At 30.9% G+C, this 22,736-nt stretch carries 18 protein-coding genes; 9 read left to right on the forward strand and 9 right to left on the reverse strand.

Annotated elements, in window-relative coordinates:
* Positions 1–24: 24 nt before the first annotated feature.
* Positions 25–1,851: an oligoendopeptidase F gene (gene pepF / locus C4N20_RS01005; RefSeq protein ID WP_147385051.1), complete on the reverse strand. Its 1,827-nt coding sequence runs from the start codon at positions 1,849–1,851 to the stop codon at positions 25–27.
* Positions 1,852–2,187: 336 nt separating this feature from the next.
* Between pepF and C4N20_RS01010 the strand changes: the two genes are divergently transcribed.
* Genes C4N20_RS01010 through C4N20_RS01020 form a run of 3 tightly spaced genes read left to right on the forward strand, consistent with a single transcriptional unit; the run spans position 2,188 to position 5,229 of the window.
* Complete coding sequence (locus C4N20_RS01010; RefSeq protein WP_005981795.1) at positions 2,188–3,147, forward strand: ABC transporter substrate-binding protein; 960 nt, start codon at positions 2,188–2,190, stop codon at positions 3,145–3,147.
* Between the two features lie 16 nt (positions 3,148–3,163).
* Positions 3,164–4,027 carry an ABC transporter permease gene (locus C4N20_RS01015; protein ID WP_005981793.1) on the forward strand — a complete coding sequence of 288 codons (864 nt, stop codon included), beginning with the start codon at positions 3,164–3,166 and terminating at the stop codon, positions 4,025–4,027.
* Complete coding sequence (locus C4N20_RS01020) at positions 4,027–5,229, forward strand: quaternary amine ABC transporter ATP-binding protein (protein WP_005981791.1); 1,203 nt, start codon at positions 4,027–4,029, stop codon at positions 5,227–5,229. Before C4N20_RS01015 ends, C4N20_RS01020 begins: the two co-directional genes overlap by 1 nt.
* 266 nt (positions 5,230–5,495) lie before the next feature.
* Here the strand turns inward: C4N20_RS01020 and C4N20_RS01025 are convergent, their stop codons facing one another.
* The 6 genes from C4N20_RS01025 to C4N20_RS01050 all read right to left on the reverse strand — a co-directional run bounded on the left by C4N20_RS01025 (position 5,496) and on the right by C4N20_RS01050 (position 12,682).
* Positions 5,496–8,078 carry an autotransporter outer membrane beta-barrel domain-containing protein gene (locus C4N20_RS01025; RefSeq protein ID WP_005981789.1) on the reverse strand — a complete coding sequence of 861 codons (2,583 nt, stop codon included), beginning with the start codon at positions 8,076–8,078 and terminating at the stop codon, positions 5,496–5,498.
* 1,082 nt (positions 8,079–9,160) lie between these two features.
* Positions 9,161–10,411: a uracil-xanthine permease family protein gene (locus C4N20_RS01030; protein WP_035959974.1), complete on the reverse strand. Its 1,251-nt coding sequence runs from the start codon at positions 10,409–10,411 to the stop codon at positions 9,161–9,163.
* 77 nt (positions 10,412–10,488) lie between these two features.
* Entirely contained in the window at positions 10,489–10,866 is a 378-nt protein-coding gene (locus C4N20_RS01035) for a thioesterase family protein (RefSeq protein ID WP_005981785.1), read from the reverse strand.
* 63 nt (positions 10,867–10,929) lie between these two features.
* Entirely contained in the window at positions 10,930–11,187 is a 258-nt protein-coding gene (locus C4N20_RS01040) for a hypothetical protein (RefSeq protein WP_005981783.1), read from the reverse strand.
* 22 nt (positions 11,188–11,209) lie between these two features.
* Positions 11,210–11,842, reverse strand: coding sequence for a thiamine diphosphokinase (locus C4N20_RS01045; protein WP_005981781.1), 633 nt, complete (start codon positions 11,840–11,842; stop codon positions 11,210–11,212).
* A gap of 15 nt (positions 11,843–11,857) precedes the next feature.
* Positions 11,858–12,682, reverse strand: coding sequence for an endonuclease/exonuclease/phosphatase family protein (locus C4N20_RS01050; RefSeq protein ID WP_005981779.1), 825 nt, complete (start codon positions 12,680–12,682; stop codon positions 11,858–11,860).
* A 155-nt stretch (positions 12,683–12,837) separates the two neighbouring features.
* On the opposite strand from C4N20_RS01050, the gene C4N20_RS01055 reads away from it, so the two are divergent.
* From C4N20_RS01055 to C4N20_RS01080, 6 genes are all read left to right on the forward strand, one after another.
* Positions 12,838–13,554: an HAD family hydrolase gene (locus C4N20_RS01055; protein WP_005981777.1), complete on the forward strand. Its 717-nt coding sequence runs from the start codon at positions 12,838–12,840 to the stop codon at positions 13,552–13,554.
* A 26-nt stretch (positions 13,555–13,580) separates the two neighbouring features.
* Positions 13,581–13,919 (forward strand): hypothetical protein, encoded by a 339-nt coding sequence (locus C4N20_RS01060; protein WP_005981775.1) that lies wholly within the window; start codon positions 13,581–13,583, stop codon positions 13,917–13,919.
* Positions 13,920–13,977: 58 nt separating this feature from the next.
* Positions 13,978–18,207 carry a 2-hydroxyacyl-CoA dehydratase gene (locus tag C4N20_RS01065; protein ID WP_005981773.1) on the forward strand — a complete coding sequence of 1,410 codons (4,230 nt, stop codon included), beginning with the start codon at positions 13,978–13,980 and terminating at the stop codon, positions 18,205–18,207.
* A gap of 65 nt (positions 18,208–18,272) precedes the next feature.
* Positions 18,273–19,379, forward strand: coding sequence for a pyridoxal-phosphate-dependent aminotransferase family protein (locus C4N20_RS01070; RefSeq protein WP_005981771.1), 1,107 nt, complete (start codon positions 18,273–18,275; stop codon positions 19,377–19,379).
* 145 nt (positions 19,380–19,524) lie between these two features.
* Complete coding sequence (locus C4N20_RS01075) at positions 19,525–20,253, forward strand: GntR family transcriptional regulator (protein WP_005981769.1); 729 nt, start codon at positions 19,525–19,527, stop codon at positions 20,251–20,253.
* Between the two features lie 168 nt (positions 20,254–20,421).
* Positions 20,422–20,856, forward strand: coding sequence for an RrF2 family transcriptional regulator (locus C4N20_RS01080; RefSeq protein ID WP_005981767.1), 435 nt, complete (start codon positions 20,422–20,424; stop codon positions 20,854–20,856).
* Positions 20,857–20,918: 62 nt separating this feature from the next.
* On the opposite strand, the gene C4N20_RS01085 is transcribed toward C4N20_RS01080, so the two are convergent.
* Both C4N20_RS01085 and C4N20_RS01090 read right to left on the reverse strand, forming a co-directional pair.
* Complete coding sequence (locus C4N20_RS01085) at positions 20,919–21,470, reverse strand: toxin-antitoxin system YwqK family antitoxin (protein ID WP_005981765.1); 552 nt, start codon at positions 21,468–21,470, stop codon at positions 20,919–20,921.
* Between the two features lie 94 nt (positions 21,471–21,564).
* Positions 21,565–22,689 carry an ABC transporter ATP-binding protein gene (locus C4N20_RS01090; RefSeq protein WP_005981763.1) on the reverse strand — a complete coding sequence of 375 codons (1,125 nt, stop codon included), beginning with the start codon at positions 22,687–22,689 and terminating at the stop codon, positions 21,565–21,567.
* Positions 22,690–22,736: the final 47 nt, after the last annotated feature.

The raw sequence follows: 22,736 nt of genomic DNA on the forward strand, positions 1-22,736 counted from the left end.
TGCTTCCTGTTTTATTCCTAAATTTTACTTGTTGTTTTCTAATTTTTCAAGCTCAGATTCCAGTTGATCCAGCAGTCTATCAAATTCTTTTGCTACTGCATGGAAGCTCTCCTCTTTTTCCAAATCTACCCCAGCTTTTTTCAGCTGATTCATTGGATGATCGTTTCCACCTGATTTTAATAGTTCAAGATATGCAGAAGTTGCTGCTCCTCTCTCTTCCATTCCATATTTTTCATTAGTTATTCTGTCATAGAGATTTGCTGATGATGCAAAACTTGTTGCATATTGATATACATAATATGGTGAATTATAGAAATGTGGTATTCTTGCCCAAACTATTTTTTGAAGTTCATCCATAGTAAGAGTTTCTCCAAAATATTGTTTAAACAGATTATCCATTATTCCACTTAATACATCTGGTGTTACTGCTTTTCCTTCTTCTACTAATTTATGAGCCTGATATTCATAGTTAGCAAATAAAGTCTGAATATAGAAAGTACCTACTATATTTCCCAAAGCCTGCTCCAGTAATGCTATTTTTTCTTTTGGATCTTCACTATTTTTTATCATATAATCAAGCATAAGTCTTTCATTAAATGTAGAAGCTACCTCAGCTACAAATATTGTATAATTAGAAGAAGCATATGGTTGATTTTCATTAGAAAGTATTGTATGCATTGTATGTCCAAGCTCATGTGCTAGTGTAAATACATCATCCATAGTAGATTGATAATTTAAAAGCATATATGGGTGAACATCATAAATTCCAATAGAATAAGCTCCACTTCTCTTATTCTCAGTTTCATATACATCTATCCAACCTTCGCTGAGAGCTTTATTCATTTTTTCGCTGTAGTCTTGTCCTAATGGAGCTACTGAATTTAGAACCATCTCTCTTGCTGTATCATATGAAAACTCTTTATTATAGTCAACAATATTTATACTGTTGTCATAATAATGGTATCCCTCTAAACCTAAAGCTTTTTGTCTAAGTTTTACATATCTTTGAAGTGGTGCATTATTATCTATTGCTGATTTTAAAAGTGTTTCAAATACTTCTGATGGTACATTTTTAGGCTCAAGAGCTTTATCCAATGTAGATTTATAATTTCTTGCTTTTGATGAAGCTGCATCTCTTTGAAGAAGAGATCTATATATTGCTGCATATGTATTTTTATTTGCATCATATGATCCATACAGAGCTTCAAAAGCTTTCTTTCTATCTTCCTGATTTCTATTAGTAGCTAAAACTTTTGAATATATTCCATTTGTTACTGGTCCTTTATACCCATCAGAAAGTTCTACCTCATTCCATTTCATATCTGAAATAGAAAGTTCTCCATATATATCATCTGGAGCTCCCATATATTGCCCATAATAAGATAAAAGTTTTTCTTTTCCTTCATCAAGTACATGTCCTTGCAGTCTGTATATTTCCATCAAACTAAATTTATGCTCTTTTAAAACAGGATTTTTTTCAATCCATTTTTCCATTGTCTCTTGTGGGATCTCCAATATTTCAGGAGTCATCCAAGAAGTTGCTACTGAATATTCTGTAAGAATAGACATTATCTCCTGCAATTTCACTGATGCTGTTTCATCTTTAGAATTGATATCCTTCAGCATATATGGATATATATACAGTTTTTCTATTGTTCTTCCAATTTTTTCTTCAAGCTGAATCATTTCTGTAAATTTCTCAGAGCTATATTTTATTTTTCCTTTATATTCTGGAACTTTTTTCATTAGTTCTCTTGTTTGAGCAAGTTCTCTATCCCATACCTCCCAGCTTGGATAATATTCCTCTAAATTCCATTTATATTTTTTATCTATATCCTCTCTTTTTAAAATCTTCTTTTCCATTTTTTCTCCTTTCACTTCTTCTTGTTTTTCTATTTTTATATCTTCTTTATTATGATTTTCTTTCCCTTTTCCTTCATTTTGAAAATAAAACTTTGCACCTATGAGTGCAGCTAAAAATCCAATTACAAATATCTTTTTTATAGTCCTTACCCCCAGTATCACTAATTTTGCACTCTTTCATTATAGCATACTTTTAGAAAAAAATCTTGACAAAAGTAACAACTTAGTTATAAAATAAAGTTGTTACTTTAAAAAAAAGAATTTTTTGTTTGCAGTCGAATAATATATTAACATAAATTTTGATTCATTAAGAGGAGGTTTTATATGAAGAAAAAAATATTTACTTTTATTATTACTGGTTTTCTTACTCTGGCATTTTTAGGCTGTGGAGGAAATGATAAAAAAGAAGTACGTTTCGCTGACGCAGGGTGGGACAGTAATAAAGTTCACAATGCTGTTGCAGGTTTTATCATAGAAAATGCATTTGGATATACATGGAGTGAAGTTCCTGGTTCTACACCTATTCTACACGAAGCAATTAAAAGTGGTGAGATAGATGTACATATGGAAGAATGGACTGACAATATTCCTAGTTACTATCCAGATCTAAAAGCTGGACTTTTTCAGGAATTAGGTACTAACTTTGATGATAACAGACAGGGAATATATGTTCCTAAATATGTGATAGAAACTATGGCTCCTGATCTTAAATCTGTAAAAGATCTGCCTAAATACAAAGAACTTTTCAAAGACAGTGAAAATCCTGAAAAAGGGCGTATTTATGGTGCTATTCCAGGTTGGGAAATAGACAATATCATGTATAAAAAATATGAAGCTTATGAATTGAATAAAGATTTCGTATATTTCAGACCAGGTTCAGATGCTGCATTATCTGCTGCTTTTACAGCTGCATATGAGAAAAAAGAACCAATCGTAGGTTACTATTGGGAACCAACTTGGCTGTTAGGTAAATATGATTTCGTTTTATTAGAAGATGAGCCATATGATGCTGAAAAATACTTTGAAGGAAAAACAGCTTGTCCATCTGTAAAAGTAACTATTGGTGCAAGCAACAAGTTTAAAGAAAAAGCTCCTGAAATTGCTGCTTTTCTTAGCAAATATCATACTTCAAGTAAATTGACATCTGAAGCTCTGGCACATATGCAGGAAACTGGAGATAACTACAATGCTACTGCTAAATGGCTTCTAAAAAATAATGATAACTTAATAGATCAATGGCTGGATGCTGATAAAGCAGCAGCTGTAAGAAAAGCTTTAAATTAATAAACAGGAGGATATTATGGATTGGATTTTTAATTTCCCCTTTAAATTGAATATTGATGTTGCTCTTATTGATAGAACTGTTAAAAACTTTAGTATTCAATTTAGTGGATTTTTTAACGTTATAAAAAACATTTTAAATGGATTGATAGGTGGTATACTGACCATACTTAATTTTATTCCTTGGTGGGTGCTTGTTCTTCTTGTATTTTTTGCTGGATGGAAGCTTACAGGTAAATTAAGAAATGGAATACTTTACAGCTGCATGCTTTTTTTCATAGGAGTAATCGGACTTTGGGATTTAATGAATGATACTCTTTCTATTGTTCTTGCTGCTGTATTTATTTCTCTTCTGCTTGGATTCCCAATAGGTATCCTTATTTCTGGCAATGAAAGAATAAATAGTTTTGTAAGACCTATACTTGATACAATGCAGACAATGCCTGTATTTGTTTATCTTATTCCAGCAGTTCTTTTCTTTGGACTGGGAAAAGCTCCAGCAGTTATTGCTACTACAATATATGCTATAGTTCCTGTTATCAGACTTACAAGTCATGGTATCAGACAGGTAGATAAGGAAGTAGTTGAAGCTGCAAGAGCATTTGGTTCTACAAAATTTCAAGCCCTATGGAAAGTACAGATACCTCAGGCTCTTCCCACTATCATGACTGGTGTCAACCAGACATTGATGATGGCTATGGCTATGGTTGTTACATGTTCAATGATTGGTGCCAGCGGTCTGGGTATGGAAGTCCTTATAGGAGTAAACCGTATTGAGATAGGCCGTGGTCTTGTTGCAGGTACTGCTGTTGTAATAGTAGCTATCTTAATGGACCGTATCACTCAGGCATGGATCAATAGAAGCGAGGTGAAGAAAAAATAATGAGCAAAAATATAGAGAATGATGCACATGATGAAAAATATATTTTAAGTGTAAAAAATTTAACAAAACTTTATGGACTTAATAAAAATGAAGCTGTAAAAATGCTTAAAGCTGGAGCAGAGAAAAGTGAAGTTTTCAAAAAAACAGGGGTTACTTCTGCTATTTGGGATATGTCTTTTGATGTAAAACAAGGAGAAATCTTTGTTATTATTGGACTGTCTGGTTCAGGAAAATCTACAGTTATTCGTTGCCTTAACAGACTTCATAACCCTACATCAGGTAATATATTATTTGATGGTAAAGAAATCAGTAAATTTTCTCAAAAAGAGCTTATAGATTTTAGAAGAAATAAAATTTCTATGGTTTTCCAAAATTTCGGATTGATGTCTCACAGAGACGTTATCAGCAATATTGAGTATGGACTTGAAATCAAAGGTATTTCAAAAGAAGAAAGAGAAAAAAAGGCTATGGAAGTATTAAAAATGGTAGGACTTGAAGGTCTGGAGCACGAAAGCATCAACAGCCTTTCTGGTGGAATGAAGCAGAGAGTTGGAATTGCCAGAGCTTTAGCTAATGATCCTGAAATACTTCTCATGGATGAGCCCTTCTCGGCTCTTGACCCATTAGTTCGTAGTGATATGCAGTTTGAGCTGCTTTCAATACAAAAAAAATTGAAGAAGACAATAATATTTATTACTCATGATATAAATGAAGCTTTTAAACTTGGTGATAAGGTTGCTATCATGAAAGATTCAAGACTTATTCAGCTGGATACACCTGAAAATATGTCTGCTAATCCTGCTGACGATTATGTTCGTCAATTCATTGATAGTGCTGATAAAACTAAAGTTATAAGTGTAAAACAGATAATGTTTAATCCTTCTTGTATTATTCGTTTAAAAGAAGGAGCAGGTATTGCTATTCGTGAAATGAAAAGCAACAGAGTTTCAAGTGCTTATGTTATAGACAACCACATGAAATTTTTAGGAATAATAACTATTGATAGTGCACTTAAATGCAGAAATGAAAATGGATTCCTTTCTGATTATATAATTGGAGAAATCCCAACTACATCTTCTGATACACTAATAAATGATATACTTCCTATTGCTGTAAATACTAAGTTCCCTATTGCAGTTATTGATGATGGAGAACTTATGGGAATAGTTTCTAAAGCATCTATTCTTTCAACACTAATATAGAATATGAAAATATATAGTATAAAGCATGGTTAAAATAACCATGCTTTTTTAGTTATTACTCTGCTGTTTCTATAATTTCAATTATAAAATAACATAAAGTTACTAAGATGTTCTAAATTTTTATTGTAAATACAATTTTAAATATAATTAAGATTTCTTCTATTTTCTTCTACACATTAAAACAGCCTCCTATGAAATATTTACTTTATCATAGAAAGCTGTTATTATTTTTAATTTACAGAAATTATTTCGCAAAACCTAAAAATCTAAAAACTATATTTTATACCTATAGTAACTTTTGTATCTCTATATCCACTTCCGCCCCATTGATGAGAGACATTTCCCCAGACATTAAAACTAGGATTTAATTTTACTTCTGTCCCTACTTTTACTTCTCCAATATCTTTTGTTCCTTTTATCTTATTATTTATATCATCCATAGATACATTTACATCTTTACTGTTATGAATCCAGTTTGCTTCAACAAAAGGTTGAATTTCTTTGCTGTTATCTCTGTCAGCAGGATTGAAATGATTTACATATACCCTTGCTCCTATACGAGTTTGAATATTTCCATCACCTTTAGTTTCAACTTTAGTTCCATTTGCTTCAGTATGATCATCAGTATCAACACCCATGTATATAATTTGGGCTTTTGGCTGTATATAATATGTCTTTCTATCAGAGTCATCGCTTTTTATTTTAAAGCTGTATCCACTTTCTAATGAAGCTGTAATTCCTTGTGACTTATATTTTTCTTTTTCTAATTCATCTCCACGAACTTCATTATCAAACCAGCTGTATGTCAGCCATGTATCAGCATAAAATCCAGACTTGTCATTTTCATTAGCATAATATGTTCCATAGACTCCTAAATTAAATCCTTCTGTTTCTCCTTTAGAAGTATAAGAAGTTTTATTTGATTCAGTCTTACTATGATTAAAGCCATACCCTGCCATGATTCCCAAATGGTAACGATTATTTTCATTACTGCTCCAGTCTGCTATATCTCCTCCTACCTGAATTACATTCTTTTTATTTCTTGTTTTCAATTGATTTGAACCATCTCTAAATGTCCCATATCCTCCAACATTTCTCACCCAGATACTAGATACCTGCTCTCCATTCTTAAGAGCATCTGTATACTGCGTTTCACCTAAACGATCATGAAGAGTGTGAACAAATAGAGAATTTACCGCTCTTGCATTTGCAAGATAACTTCCAGATTCAGGACGATAAATAGGTTCAATTACATTAGGCAATTCTGGTCCTAATGGTGGATCTAAAATTTCAGGATCTATCGGATCTTCTGTATCTGGTGGTGTAACTGGTGGTGGAATAATAGAAGGAATAGTACTTGTCAAATACCAGTTATTACTGTCTGTAGTAATTCCATCACCACGATTTAAAAAATATTCATAAGCTCCTGCTACAATTCTTCCATCTTTTACAAACTCACCATCTGAAATTCCAAGAATTGAAATAAGTTCGATTCCATTTTCTGTATGAGCTCCTTGTCCACCCATATTATTAACTCTAACCTTTGTTGTTCCAGAAGTATCTCCTTCTACTATCATTTTATCAGTAACAGAATTATCATCTTCAAGCTGAGTATTAAAAACTATTGTACCACCATTCCCATGATAATTTTCAGTTATTGTGAGAGTTCTTCCAATAAAATTACTGTAATCAGGAGCAGCATTAAGATAAACTGTTGTTCCAGATAGAATATCCAGATTAGTCACTGTTGAATCTTCTGTCATTTTCCATTTACTTCCAGTCATTTTAATATCAACAGTACTCCCATTTCCTATATAAGAAGCTCCTTCCCAAAGAGAGCCGCTATTCATTGCTACTGTTATTTCAGAACTATTATTAGCATACATATTTCCCTTTAAATCCATAACAGAATCTACAGCAGTTATTCTCCCGCCATTTGTAGTATAGAAAACAGCCTGTATTCCTCCAGAATTACTTTGAACAGTCAAATCACCTGTTATATTTATAATTCCTTTATTAGCATATATTCCTATTTCATTTCCATTAGTGTAATTATCTCCAAATACTATTTTTCCACCAGCATTTAAATTAAGGATTCCATTAGCATTAGATACAGCTACTCCATAAGCAGTAGAAGTATTGTCACTGATAGAATTATTTTCTACAGTAACAAATCCATTAAAGTTTGTAGTAGATAAAGTATTAGTTGTATTGGAAATTATTCCTGTTGCCCCATTGGAATTAAGAGAAATATTTACATCTTGATTAAAATCTGTATTTCCCAGACTATAAATTCCTATTTTTCCAGCATATATATTTACGCTGCCATTTCCACTGTCATTTTTGCTAAAGCTGTTAGTAGTTCCTTCTCCTAGATATAACCCATACCCCTTTTCGAAATTGGCATTGATATTAGTATCTCCCTTAACATGAAGCTGTGAGTTCCCTCTAATAACTCCAATAGCATAATAATCATTATTACTATTCATTATATTAGCAGTAAGTCCTCCATTAAAATATGCCTTTCCTCCATCAGTTACTAATACTGCATCACCAGTAGTAGGTCCTAGTTGATTTACAATTACCATTCCATCAGCTGTAAGTTTCCCTCCTGTTTCTATACTTAACACGCCCGTGCCAGGTTTTCCAGACATATTTGATTCAAATATTACTTCATTTACATTTTGAATATGGACATCTCCACCATAATCCCAATTTCCTGAATTTACCCAAGTATGCCCCTTAGGTGTAGTAAAATCTGCATCTGTCCAAATCGTTTGAGAAAATGTTGTGTTTCCTATATATAGAAGAGCTGCAATCAGCTGTCCCCAGAATATTCTTTTCTTCATTTAGTTCTCCTAATTATATTAAAATAAAAAATAAAATTCTCCATTAAAGTACCCTTGAAATATCATGTATACTTTACATCAACAGCAATTATGCTTTCTACTAAATAATATTTATATTTTTATCCCTCCTAATTGTTATCACAGGAGTATTTTTCCCCAAAGAAATTTATCCATGACTATTCATATATACTTTCTATTGCTGCATTATCCAAAGATGTTTTTAATATCTGTGATTTTTTATTTTAAAAAATTTTAAGTATTATAATTTATAACTAATCTTTATTTTTCTTTTTAAAATTCTTTTTTTAATGACATTTATTTTTTCTAAAACATTCTTAAAACAAAATATTTATTCGTGTAAATTCGACAATTAAATTAACATACATTAAATTTAATATTTTTGTATGTTAAAAAAATGTGATAATTATGTTGAAAATTATAAAAAAATAATGAGAACATTATTAAAAATTTATTTATTCAATCAAAAAAATATATTTAAAGAATACATTTAAAAACTTATAAGTTAATATTCGACCTGGAAAACTTTGAATAAAGAGGAAATGAAAAGAAGATTTAAAAACTTTTTAATTAATATTCAAAAAATAAAAAAGAAGGTATATTTCAACCTTCTTTTCTTTTTAAAAAACTTATAAGTTACTAGTCAATCTTAAAATTTATAAAATACCATTAAATAAACCTGTATTTAAAAACTTATCAAGTTACTAGTCAATTTTGTATTAGCTAACAGATGGGGAAGAGCAGCATTTGATTTAAAAACTTATCAAGTTACTAGTCAATTTATCTACTGCTTTTATCTTTTCAGCACCACTTAATTTAAAAACTTATCAAGTTACTAGTCAATATTCAGCAATTCACAACTTCTTTTTTCCTTTAGCTTCTCCATTGCTCTAATTATACCACTTTATATTTATTTTTCCAACCTAAACAAAGATTTTTTTCATTTTTATTTTTCTCTTCTATTTATATCTTTATTTCTTAACTTAATTTCCATTGGTATCTTTTCCCTTGGAAAATAAAAAATCCATCAATCATAAATTTTGCATGATCAATGGATTTTCAAATTAATCTATTTTTTTATTTATTGCTACTTCTCTATCTAAAGGAAGAACCTTATTTAAAACTACTCCTGCAAGAGCTGCAAGTGCAAGTCCAGAAAGAGAAACTGTTTTCCAGATAACAATATTATCTACTGCTATTCCAAATACAAATATTAATGATGCTATGATAAGATTTCTTGAGTTAGAAAAATCCAATCCTGCATCTACTAATGTTCTTGCTCCTACTGATGAAATCATTCCAAACAATATTATTGAAACCCCTCCCATTACTGGAGCAGGTATAGTTTGAAGGATAACCCCAAATTTACCTAGAAGTCCTAAAACAATAGCATAACAAGCTGCTATTCTCAAAATTGATGGATCATAAACTTTAGTTACTGCTAGAACTCCTGTATTTTCTCCATAAGTAGTATTTGCAGGTCCACCTAAAAGTCCTGCCACTATTGTAGCAACTCCATCTCCCATAAGTGTTCTGTGTATTCCGGGATTTTTAAAGAAATCTTTTCCTACAACAGCACCATTTGTTGTAATATCTCCAATATGCTCAATAAAAACTACTAAAGCTATAGGAGCTATTGCAAGTACTGCACTTACAGAAAAGTGAGGAAGTGTAAAAAGATCATTTGCAGCTTCTGCTGAAAGGCCTATCCAATTTGCTTTTGCAATAGGCTCAAAGCTTACAAGCCCCATAAACATAGCCACCACATATCCCAATGTTACAGATATTAAAATTGGAACTAGTCTAAAAAATGATTTTTTCATTATTGTAATACTTATCATAGAAATAATAACTACCAAAGCAATTATCAAGCTTTTAGGATCAAACTTACCATTTGCATATCCTGCCATGCTCAAAGCTACTGGACTCATTCTAAGCCCTATTACCATTATAATTGGTCCTGTTACTACTGGCGGGAAAAAAGATTTAATCTTTTCTACACCAAAAACTTTTACCAAGTAAGCCATTAACAGATAAATAAATCCTGCTGCTATAACTCCGCCTTTTACAGCTCCTATCCCTTCATCTTTCAATACAAGAGATAAAGCTCCTATAAACGCAAAAGAAGATCCCAAAAATACTGGTACTATCCTCTTAGTACAAAAGTGAAATATCAGTGTTCCTGCTCCTGCTGCTATAAGTGCGATAGAAGGATTCAATCCAGTTAAAAAAGGAACTAAAACTGTTGCTCCAAACATTGCAAGCACGTGTTGTGCCCCTAACAGAAGCTTTGTCTTGCTTCCTATTTTTTCCATGCTATTATCCATTTTTCCCCCTTTTAAAATATATTATTAAAATTTATTTACTCCTTAAAAAAAGGATAGTACTGGGACTACCCTTTTAATTTACTTAAAAATTTCTCTTCGTTTACTATAAATCTTCCATGCTTTCCTTCTCCAACTAGAGTATCTCCATGATACACTTTTACAGAGAAATCAAGTTTTTTACCATCAATTTTTTCAAGAACAGATACACATTTAATTTTATCTCCTACAAGATTAGCTTTCAAATGCTTTATATCTACTGATATTCCTACTGTTGTTTCTCCTGCTGGAAGTTCTTTCTGTACCAGTTCAAATGAGGCATTTTCCATAAATGCTATAAGTATTGGTGTTGCAAAAACATTTAAAGCTCCAGATGCGATCTTAGCTGCTGTTTCATTTTCATTTACTATTTTTTCAAGTGTTAAGCTCATTCCTTCTTTCAGCATTTTATCCTCCTGATATTAAATTCTCGAAAAATTATACTACAATAATGTGCTTCTGTCAATAGTTTACTTCATTGTATCTTTTTTCAGTTTAGGTTTTCTTCCATTCAAGACCATATATCCTACCCATAGAATAGCATAAGAGAAATATACACCTAAATTATTTTTCTTTCTATTGAAGTATTCAAATACCTTATATCCTGTTTTTAATATTCCCACAACATATTTATCATCTGATTCTTTTGTTGAACTCGCCAAAAGAATTCCGACATATGCTGCAATTATTAATAATGATATCCCTATAACTATCCATACCTTTAACATATGCTCCCCCTCCTACAGTAATTTATCCATTTAATACTATCCCCATCAATTTCCCTGTATCAAAAGTTACTCTGCACCTGTCTTCTACAGCTACATTGCTCATACAGATGGAATCCCCCTGATGGAGTGTATATTTATTCAATGGATACTTGAATCCTTCTAATGTAAGCCCTTCAACTTTTTCAGAGAAAGGAACAAAAGAAATAGTTTTTCCATTTAATTCTGTTAATTCAGCTTTTTTCTCAATAGAAAATATTTTTTCTTTTTCTGTCACAAACATAAGATTCTTAAATTTAAATATGAGATTCAGGTTAGTCAATAAATGATCTATTCTTCCTCCCAGTCCTCCAATTATAGTAATCTTATCATAATCCATCTTGGAAATATGCTGTAATATCAACTCACCATCTGTATAATCTTTATCCTTAGGAAATTTTTTTATTGTTACTTTATTATTACGATATTTCTCTATGATTTCCTTTGTTACAGAATCAAGATCTCCCCATATTTCTAAGGGTAAAATCCCTAAAGTCTCTAAATGGTTAGCTCCACCATCAGCACAATAAATGTCTCCTTTTTCTTTAGCCAATAATTTTATATAAAATTCTCTGCTCCCTTCAAGCTGTCCATTAAAAAATACATATGCTGTTTTCATCGTTACCTCTATGTTTTAGTCATCATCCTCTGATATTTTTACTACTATGAATATAGGAAGATGATCTGATATTTTATCTTTCATAAGTCTATATTGTCCCTGAGTAAAATCCAAGGCTCCACTTTTCCCTGTAAATTCTTTAGTATATATTGTAGAGAGAAACATATTATCATAAGAACTTGCCAAGCTTTTCTTTCCCAGTGTTGTTTTAATAACTGGGCTTAAAGCATATATTATTTTATCAGGATGGGAAAGCAATTTCTCAAATGATTCATCAAATCCAGATAAATTAAAATCTCCAGCAATAATAACATCATTTTCTTTCAAATCCAGATTTTGAAAATAATCGTATACTTCATTCATTTTAAAAGCTTCCGCTCTCCTTGCACTTTCATTTTTTCCAAATACTGAATGTACAAGAACAAATGTAAAATCAAACTCTCCTATTTTAAAATCTGCTCCATATGGAGGTCTTGCAAATTTTTCTTCTGTATCTTTATAGAATCCTCTTTCTTTTAAAAATTCTACTTTATCTTTTTTCCACACATAAGCAAAATATTCCTTATAGCTATTTTTTCCTACTGGATATGGAGAAATGTGATAATCCCATTTTTCTCCTGACACCTTCTCCAGAGCATTGATAAGTTTTTCTACACCTTCTGCATCCATTACTTCTATAAGCCCTGCTATATCAAACATCTCAAGTGCCTGTGCTGTCAATATATAGTCTTTCTGACTTTTCCCCAGCCTTAGTGTATTAAAAGATGCTATATATCCCTCTTGAGCAAAAATTGTCATTGCTAACAGAAAATATATAAAAACTAGTTTTATTTTTTTCATATTTCACACACCTTTTTTGTAAAAAATACTATTATGTTAATTTTACCATATTTTAGTCAATAAACAATGAGAAAAATTGACTTTTTTTCATTTTTGAACTATAATTTCTTAACATGGAGAATTAATTTCATATAAAAAATGAGGGGATGATATATATGATTGCAGCATTTTTTGACATTGATGGGACAATTTATAGAAATTCTCTTCTGACTGAGCATTTTAAGAAACTTATAAAATATGAATTGCTGGATTTTAGAGAATATGACACAAGAGTAAAAGAAGCTTTCAAGCTTTGGGATGAGAGAGTTGGAGACTATGATAAATATCTCCTTGGACTTACTCAAACTTATGTTGATGCTATAAAAGGGCTCTCTACAAAATATAATGATTTTGTAGCAGATCAGGTAGTCGAGTTAAAAGGAAACAGAGTTTATTCTTATACTAGAAGAATGATAAAATGGCATAAGGAACAGGGACATAAAGTTATTTTCATCTCTGGAAGTCCTGATTTTTTAGTGTCTAGAATGGCTAAAAAATGGAAAGCTGATGATTTCTGCGGTTCTGTATACCATATAAAAGATGGAGTTCTTTCTGGAAAAATTTCACCTATGTGGGATTCAGAAAATAAAATGAAATCTATACATATGTTCTGCCAGAAATATGGCATTGATTTGATGAAAAGTTATGCTTATGGAGATACTCATGGAGATTACAGTATGCTTCTCAGTGTCGGACACCCAAGAGCTATTAATCCCAGCCTTGAACTTCTAAACAGTATAAGGGAATCTGATTATCTCAAAAAAAATACAGAAATAATCATAGAACGGAAAGATATTATTTATAAAGTTCACTCTGATGTAGAAACTTTATAATTTTTAGGTTTACAAAGGAGGCAAATATGACAGTGAGATTATTTTATTTTATAATTTCATTTATGTTTATGTTTTTTACTTCTAATTTTGATATTCAGGAAAAGCATTCTGCCTTTAAAGATTTACCTCAAAACATTCTTCTTTTAGGTAAAATAGAGAGCAGTCGAGAATATAGCTTCATAAAAATAGACAAAATAGAACTTGCAGACAGGACAAATTTAAAAAATCCTATACCTGCATTTTTAGAAATGACAGAGATTGTTACAGAAGAGCCTTGCATAAATACTGTTATTTATCCACAAAAAGATAGTTTAACATTTTATACAATCCTTGAACGGTATGGTTCCCGAATTCTTTTGATTTAACAATCTCTCATAAAAATCACATTATATTTAAATGAAACAATAATAAGGAGATTAATTTATGAGAGAATTTCATATAGGAATGGATGTTGGTTCTACTACTATAAAAATAGTCTGTCTTGATGAAAAGGATAATATTATTTACTCAATTTATCAAAGACACCTTTCAAATGTTAGAGAAACAACAAAGAAAATGTTTGATGAATTTTTAGAACATATTAAAAGTAATTTTGGTGAAGATATAAGATACAGAATAAGTATCACTGGTTCCAGTGGAATGGGAATATCTTCATGGATTGGAATAGATTTTGTTCAAGAAGTTATTGCCTGTATCAAATCTATCGAAACACTTATACCAGAAACTGATGTAGCTATAGAATTAGGTGGAGAAGATGCAAAAATAACTTTCCTTAAAAATGATATGGATCAAAGAATGAATGGAAGCTGTGCTGGTGGTACAGGAGCATTCATTGATCAAATAGCTACTCTTTTAGATACAGATGCTTCAGGTCTTAATGAACTTGCTAAGGGATTCGATTCTATCTATCCTATTGCTGCAAGATGTGGAGTATTTGCAAAAACTGACATACAGCCTCTTATCAATGAAGGGGTAAAAAAAGAAAATATAGCTGTATCTGTACTTCAGGCTGTAGTCAACCAAACTATAACAGGTCTTGCCTGTGGTAAAAAAATAACTGGAAAAGTAGCTTTTTTAGGAGGGCCTCTTTTCTTTTTAAGTGAGCTTAGAAATAGATTTATCGACACTTTGAAACTTACTCCTGAAGATGTCGTTTTCCCTGAAAATTCACAGCTTTTTGTTGCTCAGGGAGCTGCTTTCCTTGCTAAAGAAAATGAATCTGTATTTTCATATGATGAACTTAAAACAAAAATAGAACGTCTTAATGAAAAAGATACTTCTGATACTTCAAGGTTGCAGCCATTATTTGAAAACGAAGATGCACTTAATGAATTTCTTGAAAGACATGAAAAAGAAAAAATAGAAACAAGAGATTTAAGTACTTATGAAGGAAATGCTTATTTAGGAATAGATGCAGGTTCTACTACTATTAAAGTGGTTCTTATTTCAGAAGAAAAAGAGATATTATTCTCTCACTATTCTCATAATAAAGGAAATCCACTTGATAATATTATTGCTACACTTAAGAATTTGTATTCAAAGATGTCTGAAAAAGTTATTATCAAAGGTTCATGTGTTACTGGATATGGAGAAAGCCTTATTAAAGCAGCACTGAGAGTTGATATTGGTATAGTTGAAACTATGGCTCATTACAAAGGATCTCAATTCTTCCAGCCAAATGTTGATTTTATACTTGATATTGGTGGACAGGACATGAAATGTCTGAAAATACAGGATGGTATTATAACTTCCATTCTTTTAAATGAAGCTTGTTCTTCAGGGTGTGGATCATTCCTTGAAACATTTGCTCATTCACTTGGAATGGATATTTTAGAATTTTCAAGATTGGGAATGGAATCTAAATCTCCTGCTGACCTTGGTACCAGATGTACTGTATTTATGAACTCAAAAGTTAAACAGGCTCAAAAAGATGGAGTAGAAGTCTCAGATATCTCTGCTGGACTTTCTTATTCTGTTGTAAAAAATACTCTTTTTAAAGTTATAAAAATAAAAAATAAAGATGAATTAGGTAAAAATATAGTTGTACAAGGTGGAACTTTCCTTAACAATTCTGTACTAAGAGCTTTTGAATTAGTTTCAGAAAGAAATGTAATCAGACCTAATGTTGCTGGACTTATGGGAGCTTTTGGAGCTGCCCTTATAGCCATGGAGCAAGCTGAAGAAAGTTCAACTATTATGACTCTTGATGAGCTTAATAATTTCAACTGTACTACAAATCTTACTAGATGTAAACTTTGTAATAATCATTGTCTGCTGACTATTCATAAGTTCAAAAATGGAGAAACTTTCATCTCTGGTAACAGATGCGACAATCCACTTGGAAAAATGAAGAAAAATACAGCTCCTAATATGTTTGATTATAAGTACAACAGATTATTTAATTACACACCTTTAGAGCCTTCAAAAGCTACAAGAGGAGAAATTGGTGTTCCTAGAGTATTGAATTTTTACGATTCATATCCATTCTGGTTTACATTATTGACTCATCTTGGATTTAGGGTAATTATATCTGATGACTCATCTAAAAAATTATACGAAAAAGGAATAGACACAATATCTTCTGATTCTATATGCTATCCTGCAAAACTTGTTCATGGACATATTGTAGATCTTATAGAAAAAGGGGTAAAAAGAATATTCTATCCTTGTGTTATATTTGAGGAAAAAGAGGATATAAAATCTTCTAATCAGTTTAACTGTCCAATTGTTATGTCTTATCCAGAAGTTATTAATAACAACATGGATATCTTAAAAGAAAAACATATTGATTTGATATTACCTTTCTTCTCATTTGAAAGTAAGGAAGTACTTTACAAAACTGTATTTGAAGAATTTGAAAGATTTGGAATAACAAAATCCGAAGCTAAAATGGCTGTAGATGCAGCATGGGAAGAAAAATATAATTTCAGAAAAGATATGAGAAACAAAGCTCTTGAAATAATTGCTGATTTAGAAAGAACTGGAAAAACTGGAGTAGTTCTTTGTGGAAGACCTTACCATTGTGATAAAGAGATTCATCATGGTATCCCAAATATAATAAATTCATTTGGAATAGCTGTTCTTACAGGAGATGCTGTTGCCAGTCTCGCTTCTTTAGATGAAGAGCTTAGAGTAATAGATCAGTGGACATATCATTCAAGATTGTACAGAGCTGCTGCCTATGTTGGAAAAAGCAGCTGTCTTGAACTTATTGAATTAAATAGTTTCAGCTGTGGTATAGATGCTGTAACTACTGATCAGGTAGAAGAAATTTTAGCTAATCACGGAAAAGTTCATACTCTTCTGAAAATAGATGAAATAAGCAATCTTGGTTCTGTAAAAATAAGAATAAGAAGTCTTTTAGCTGCTCTTGATTACAAGAAAAATGCTCTTAGATCTTCTCTTAAAAAGAAAATAGAATACAAAAAAGCCCAATTTACAAAGAAAATGAAAAAAGAATACACTATTTTAGCTCCACAAATGGCACCTATGCACTTTAAATTATTGAAAACTGCTTTCAAAGCTGAAGGATATAATCTTGAAGTTTTAGAAGAGACACAGGAAGCATTAGATTGTGGACTTCAATATGTCAACAATGATGCCTGCTATCCATCTATATTAGTTATTGGAGAACTTATTGCAGCACTTAAATCAGGAAAATACGACCTTGATAAAACTGCTGTTATGATCTCTCAAACTGGTGGAAGCTGTCGTGCTACCAACTATGTTGGATTTTTGAAAAAAGCTATTAGAGACAGCGGCTTTGAAAAAATACCAATTTTATCTTTAAATGCAAGCGGTTTTGAAAAACAGGAAGGTTTCTCTATCACTCTTCCTTTTGCTCATAAATGTCTGATAGCTGTATCATATGGAGATATTCTTATGAAGCTTCTCTATCATGTACGTCCTTATGAAAAAATCAAAGGAAGTGCTTTGGAATTATATGAAAAATGGAATGAAAAAGTTAAAGAAAACATAGCAAATGGTAAATTTTCTCAATTTAAAAGTAATATAAATGCAATAGTAGAAGATTTTTCTAAGATTGAAGTCTCTGATGAAAAGAAAATAAAAGTAGGAATAGTTGGAGAAATTCTTGTTAAGTTCAGTCCTTTTGCCAATAATAATTTAGCTGACTTCATTGAAGCTGAAGGTGGAGAAGTATATACTTCAAGTCTTATGAGCTTTGTAAAATATTGTATATATAGTGATATATTTATTACAGAAAGATTCAAAGGTAAAATTGCAGCAATGAAACTTAAAGCTGCCCTTTGGGTAATAGACCAGTATACAAAAGTATTAAATAATGCTTTACAAAAGAATCCTAGATTTGGTCATGAAGATTCTATTCAAGACCTTGCTAAAAAAACTTCTCAATATATCTCAATAGGAAATCAATCTGGAGAAGGATGGTTTCTTATGGGAGAAATGATAGAATTCATTGAAAAAGATGTTCCTAATATAGTTTGTGTTCAACCTTTTGGATGTCTTCCAAATCATATAACAGGAAAAGGTATGATTAAGAAGTTGAGATCAGAATATTCTAATGTCAATATAGCTCCTATAGATTATGACCCTGCTTATTCTGAAGTTAATCAATTAAATAGGATAAAACTTATGCTGTCTGTTGCCAGAAAAAACCTAAAAAATTCTTAAAAAATATTTAATTTGTGATATAATTAAAGAAATAAAGAGGTTTTAATTTTTTGGAGGTGGATTGATTGTATAAAGCTAATTATCTTATGATGACTCCTGGACCTACAATGGTAAGAGAAAATGTGTTGAAAGCTAGATGCAGCTTTTTTGGAAATCCTGATCTAGACCCTAATTTTTTCGCTTTTTATGAAGAACTATGTAAAAAAACTGGAAAATTATTTGGTGCTAAAAAAGCTCAAACTATAATAATGAATGGGGAAGGTATGCTGGGGTTAGATACTGCATGTGCTTCACTTACTGAGCCTGGAGATAAAGTTTTAGTTATATCAAATGGTATTTTTGGAGAGGGATTTAAAGGACTTGTAGAAACTTATGGTGGAGAAGTCACTCTTTTTGAAACTGATGTAAAAAAAGCTCTTGATATTGACAAATTAAGAATATTCCTTGAAAAAAACAAAGATTTTAAATATGCTACTATGGTTCATTGTGATACTCCATCTGGAGTACTCAACAATGTGGAAGTTATTTGCAAAATCTTAAAATCTGAAGGAATTATGACAGTAGTTGATAGTGTTGCTGCTGTAGGTGGAGTACAATTAGAAGTAGATGAATGGGGAATTGATATTGCCCTTGGAGGTTCTCAAAAAGTTTTCTCTGCTCCTTCTGGAATTACAATTATGACAGTAAGCAATGATGCATGGGAAGCTATTGAAAATAGAAAAACTCCAATTGCTTCTTTCTATTGTAATTTATCTCTATGGAAAAATTCTGTAAAAGAACAGCTTTTCCCTTATACAATGCCTGCCAGTGATCTAATGGCGTTTGACGTTGCTATTGATAATATTTATAAAGAAGGAGTAGAAAAAGTCAGAGAAAGACACTATACTGCTGCTGAATATGTAAGAACAAGACTTATGGATATGGGAGTTGACCTTTATCTGAAAAATGGATACTCTCCAACAGTGACTGCTTTCTGTCTTCCAGAAGGATATAACTGTAAGGAAGTTTCTGATTATCTTCTGCATAATTTTGAAGTAATGATTGCTGATTCTTATTCTTACTTAAGCAACAAAGTCCTTAGAATAGGACATATGGGTGAAAATGCTCGTTTTTACAGACTTGACTATACTTTAAAAGCTATTGAAAAAACTTTAAGAGTTCTAAAAAAATAATGTTTTACATTAAAAGTCTCTTTTATGACACTTCAAGTCCTAAAAGAGACTTTTTAAGTCCAAACTATTGTTTTTATTTTATTTTAGAGATATTATATAATGCTACTATTATAAATAATTTCAAATTCAAGGGGAAGGAGAATTTATGTGTGATTTTGATAAAAACAATAAGATGCCATTATATGGGCAATTGATGAACTTTTTACTTTCAGAAATAGAATGTGACAAATTTAAGGAGCATGAAAAAATTCCTTCTGAAAGAGATCTATGCGATAAATTTAATTTAAGCCGTGATACTGTAAGACAGGCTATTTTTCAGTTGGAAAAAATGGGTTATATCTATAAAAAACATGGAAAAGGAACTTTTGTAGCCCAAAAGCAATTAAAACCTGATCTATACAAATTTTATGATTTTACAGAAGAAATGAAAAAACTTGGAAAGGAAGCTGTTTCTAAAGTTTTATCTTTTGAAATAATTCCTGCTGATAAATATATATCGAAAGCTTTGAAGATAAAAGAAAACAGTAATGTTCACAGAATTACTCGTTTAAGACTTGTAGATTCTATTCCTCTTATTTTTGAAAAAGCATATCTGTCTACAGAAAAATTTGACTTCTTTTCTATAGATGAATTAAGCAATTCATCTCTTTGCAACATATTGAAAAATAGATTTTCTGTAAAGTTTTCTAAAGGAGAGGAAACTTTTTATCCTATTACTCCTGATGATGAAATAACAAGATATTTGAATTTAATGAAATTTCAGCCAGTTATAAAAATAGAGAGAACTACTTTTGAAGATGAAATTCCTGTTATGTTTACTGAAAGAATAATTAGAGGAGATAAGTTTAAATATACAATTACTACTTCGTTCTAATTTTTAAAGAAAACTAAATTTATAGAAATTCTTTATAATAAATAGATATAAATGTTTATCTGCTTGTTATAAAGGATTTCTTTTTTTCTTTCTAAAAAAACTATACTAAAAAACTATATTTTATGATATAATAGAATGTAACATATAAAAATGATAAAGGAGTTGAAAATGAAAATAACTCAGGAAACAAATTGCGCTATAAAGACTATTTTATATCTATCTACACTTCAAAAAGGTGAAATCTCTCCTGCAAAAACTATTGGAAAATCCATTGGTTTTTCTGATAAATTTGTACTTAAAGTTTTAAGACCTTTAACCAGTGCAAATATAGTTCTTCCTTTCAGAGGTGTTACTGGAGGTTATTGTTTAGGAAAAACTACTGATAAAATTACTCTTTTTGATGTTATAGTTGCAGTACAAAATGATATTAATATCTTAACAGTTATGAAAAATATGTCTAAAAAAGATATAAAAAAAGATGAAATATTTTCTATATTTGATCAAATACAGGAATTAGAAAAAAAGATTTTGAAAAAAATTACTTTTGATATGATTATAAATAACAAAGTTAATCTAAAAAATATATTAGAAGATACTCTTTAATAATATAAAAGCTGCCTGCAAGGATATCCTTATCTTCAGGCAGCTGCTATTTTCTTTTCTGATTATCTAAATTGTTCAGAACCATTAGAATAATGGCACTCTTTTACTAATTTACCTTCTGCGTCATACTCTTTGTAAACACCATCTAATTTTCCATTGTCTCCATAGTTGCATTCTATATATAAAACACCATTTGAAAAATACTCTTTGTAAGAACCATACATAGCTCCATTTTTAAAATTAACATCAAGTTTCACTTGTCCATTCGGGAAATACTTTACATTTTTTGTTGTTGTTGAGTTGCTGACATGTTCTGACGATTTTTTTAATTTTCCATTTGGAAAAAATTCTTCATAAAGTCCAACTGTCTCTCCATTTACTAGAGTACGTCTAGAACTTAATTTTCCATCACTATAGAAAGTTTCATATACTCCATGGATATTTCCATCTTTATAGAATTTATGAGTTTCTACCTGACCATTCATATAATATGATTTATATTCTCCTTCTCTAATTCCATTTACATAATTTTTTTCTTCTTGAATTCTCCCATTATCGTAAGTTTTTACCCATAGTCCTTCTTTTTTTCCATCTTTATTATACTGATTTGTCATGATTATTCCCCCTTTGAATAATGATAATGATGTATAGTTAATATTAGTATACCTCATAATCTTTAAGAAATAAAGAGATTAAATTAAATTTTTCCTATTTTAATATATTTTTTTCTGTTTTATAATGGAAAATATGAATATTTAACATATTAAAGTCAAAAAATAGTTTTTTACCAAATGAAATGTTTTTAATTACATCTGTTGAAGCCCTTGCTGTAAACTCCTTTTCTCCTATTTTGAAATATATATATACTTCATTTCCCATGTTTTCAACAACACTTACTACACCCTGGGCTCTATTTTTTTCCTGACTGTTTTCATCTGAAACTTTTATATTTTCTGGTCTTATTCCAAACCAGATTTTTTCTCCAATATTATTTTTTGCTTTTTCAGCTTTTTCTTTATCCAAAATTAAATAGGTATCAGTATCCAGCTTTACTAGAACTTCTCCATTTTTTTCCAGAAGTTCTCCTTCAACTATGTTCATAGCTGGTGACCCGATAAACCCTGCTACAAATTTATTTACAGGAAAATTGTATATGTTCATAGGCGTATCTACCTGCATAACTTTTCCCTTATTGAGTACACATATTCTATCTCCCATAGTCATTGCTTCTACCTGATCATGAGTTACATATATCATCATAGTTTCTTTTCCTTCACTGAGAAGTTCCTTATGGAGCTGTGTTATCCTTACTCTCATAGACACTCTTAACTTAGCATCCAGATTAGAAAGAGGTTCATCAAAAAGAAATACTTTAGGCTCTCTTACTATGGCTCTTCCTAAGGCCACTCTCTGCTTCTGTCCACCTGACATCTCTTTAGGCTTTCTATCTAAAATATCGCTTATTTCCAATCTTTCAGCAGTTTCCCTCACTCTTTTATCTATCTCTTTTTTAGGAAATTTTGCCATTTTCAATCCAAAGGCCATATTTTCATAAGTAGTCATATGAGGATAAAGAGCATAGTTTTGAAATACCATGGCTATACCTCTGTCTTTAGGAGGAAGCTTATTGGCTAGTTTTCCCTCTATCCATAATTCTCCCTCTGTTATTTCCTCCAGTCCAGCTATCATTCTAAGCATAGTTGACTTGGCACAGCCAGAAGGACCTACAAGCACCATAAATTCTCCCGGCTTTATCTCTAAATCTATTCCATGAACAGCCTTAAAGCCGTTTGGATATACTTTTTCAATATTTTTTAAAATAACTCCGCTCATATCTGCTCCTTTTTCTGTATTCTTCAATAAGAATTATACCATATTTT

Source organism: Fusobacterium ulcerans (assembly GCF_003019675.1).
GTDB classification, from domain to species: domain Bacteria; phylum Fusobacteriota; class Fusobacteriia; order Fusobacteriales; family Fusobacteriaceae; genus Fusobacterium_A; species Fusobacterium_A ulcerans.

Coding starts and splice junctions, on each gene's coding strand:
- C4N20_RS01075 (WP_005981769.1), top strand. CDS start 19,525: ATGTGTGATTTTGATAAAAACAATAAGATGCCATTATATGGGCAATTG.
- C4N20_RS01010 (WP_005981795.1), top strand. CDS start 2,188: ATGAAGAAAAAAATATTTACTTTTATTATTACTGGTTTTCTTACTCTG.
- C4N20_RS01020 (WP_005981791.1), top strand. CDS start 4,027: ATGAGCAAAAATATAGAGAATGATGCACATGATGAAAAATATATTTTA.
- C4N20_RS01060 (WP_005981775.1), top strand. CDS start 13,581: ATGACAGTGAGATTATTTTATTTTATAATTTCATTTATGTTTATGTTT.
- C4N20_RS01050 (WP_005981779.1), bottom strand. CDS start 12,682: ATGAAAAAAATAAAACTAGTTTTTATATATTTTCTGTTAGCAATGACA.
- C4N20_RS01040 (WP_005981783.1), bottom strand. CDS start 11,187: ATGTTAAAGGTATGGATAGTTATAGGGATATCATTATTAATAATTGCA.
- C4N20_RS01055 (WP_005981777.1), top strand. CDS start 12,838: ATGATTGCAGCATTTTTTGACATTGATGGGACAATTTATAGAAATTCT.
- C4N20_RS01035 (WP_005981785.1), bottom strand. CDS start 10,866: ATGCTGAAAGAAGGAATGAGCTTAACACTTGAAAAAATAGTAAATGAA.
- C4N20_RS01080 (WP_005981767.1), top strand. CDS start 20,422: ATGAAAATAACTCAGGAAACAAATTGCGCTATAAAGACTATTTTATAT.
- C4N20_RS01065 (WP_005981773.1), top strand. CDS start 13,978: ATGAGAGAATTTCATATAGGAATGGATGTTGGTTCTACTACTATAAAA.
- C4N20_RS01045 (WP_005981781.1), bottom strand. CDS start 11,842: ATGAAAACAGCATATGTATTTTTTAATGGACAGCTTGAAGGGAGCAGA.
- C4N20_RS01015 (WP_005981793.1), top strand. CDS start 3,164: ATGGATTGGATTTTTAATTTCCCCTTTAAATTGAATATTGATGTTGCT.
- C4N20_RS01090 (WP_005981763.1), bottom strand. CDS start 22,689: ATGAGCGGAGTTATTTTAAAAAATATTGAAAAAGTATATCCAAACGGC.
- C4N20_RS01025 (WP_005981789.1), bottom strand. CDS start 8,078: ATGAAGAAAAGAATATTCTGGGGACAGCTGATTGCAGCTCTTCTATAT.
- C4N20_RS01030 (WP_035959974.1), bottom strand. CDS start 10,411: ATGGAAAAAATAGGAAGCAAGACAAAGCTTCTGTTAGGGGCACAACAC.
- C4N20_RS01085 (WP_005981765.1), bottom strand. CDS start 21,470: ATGACAAATCAGTATAATAAAGATGGAAAAAAAGAAGGACTATGGGTA.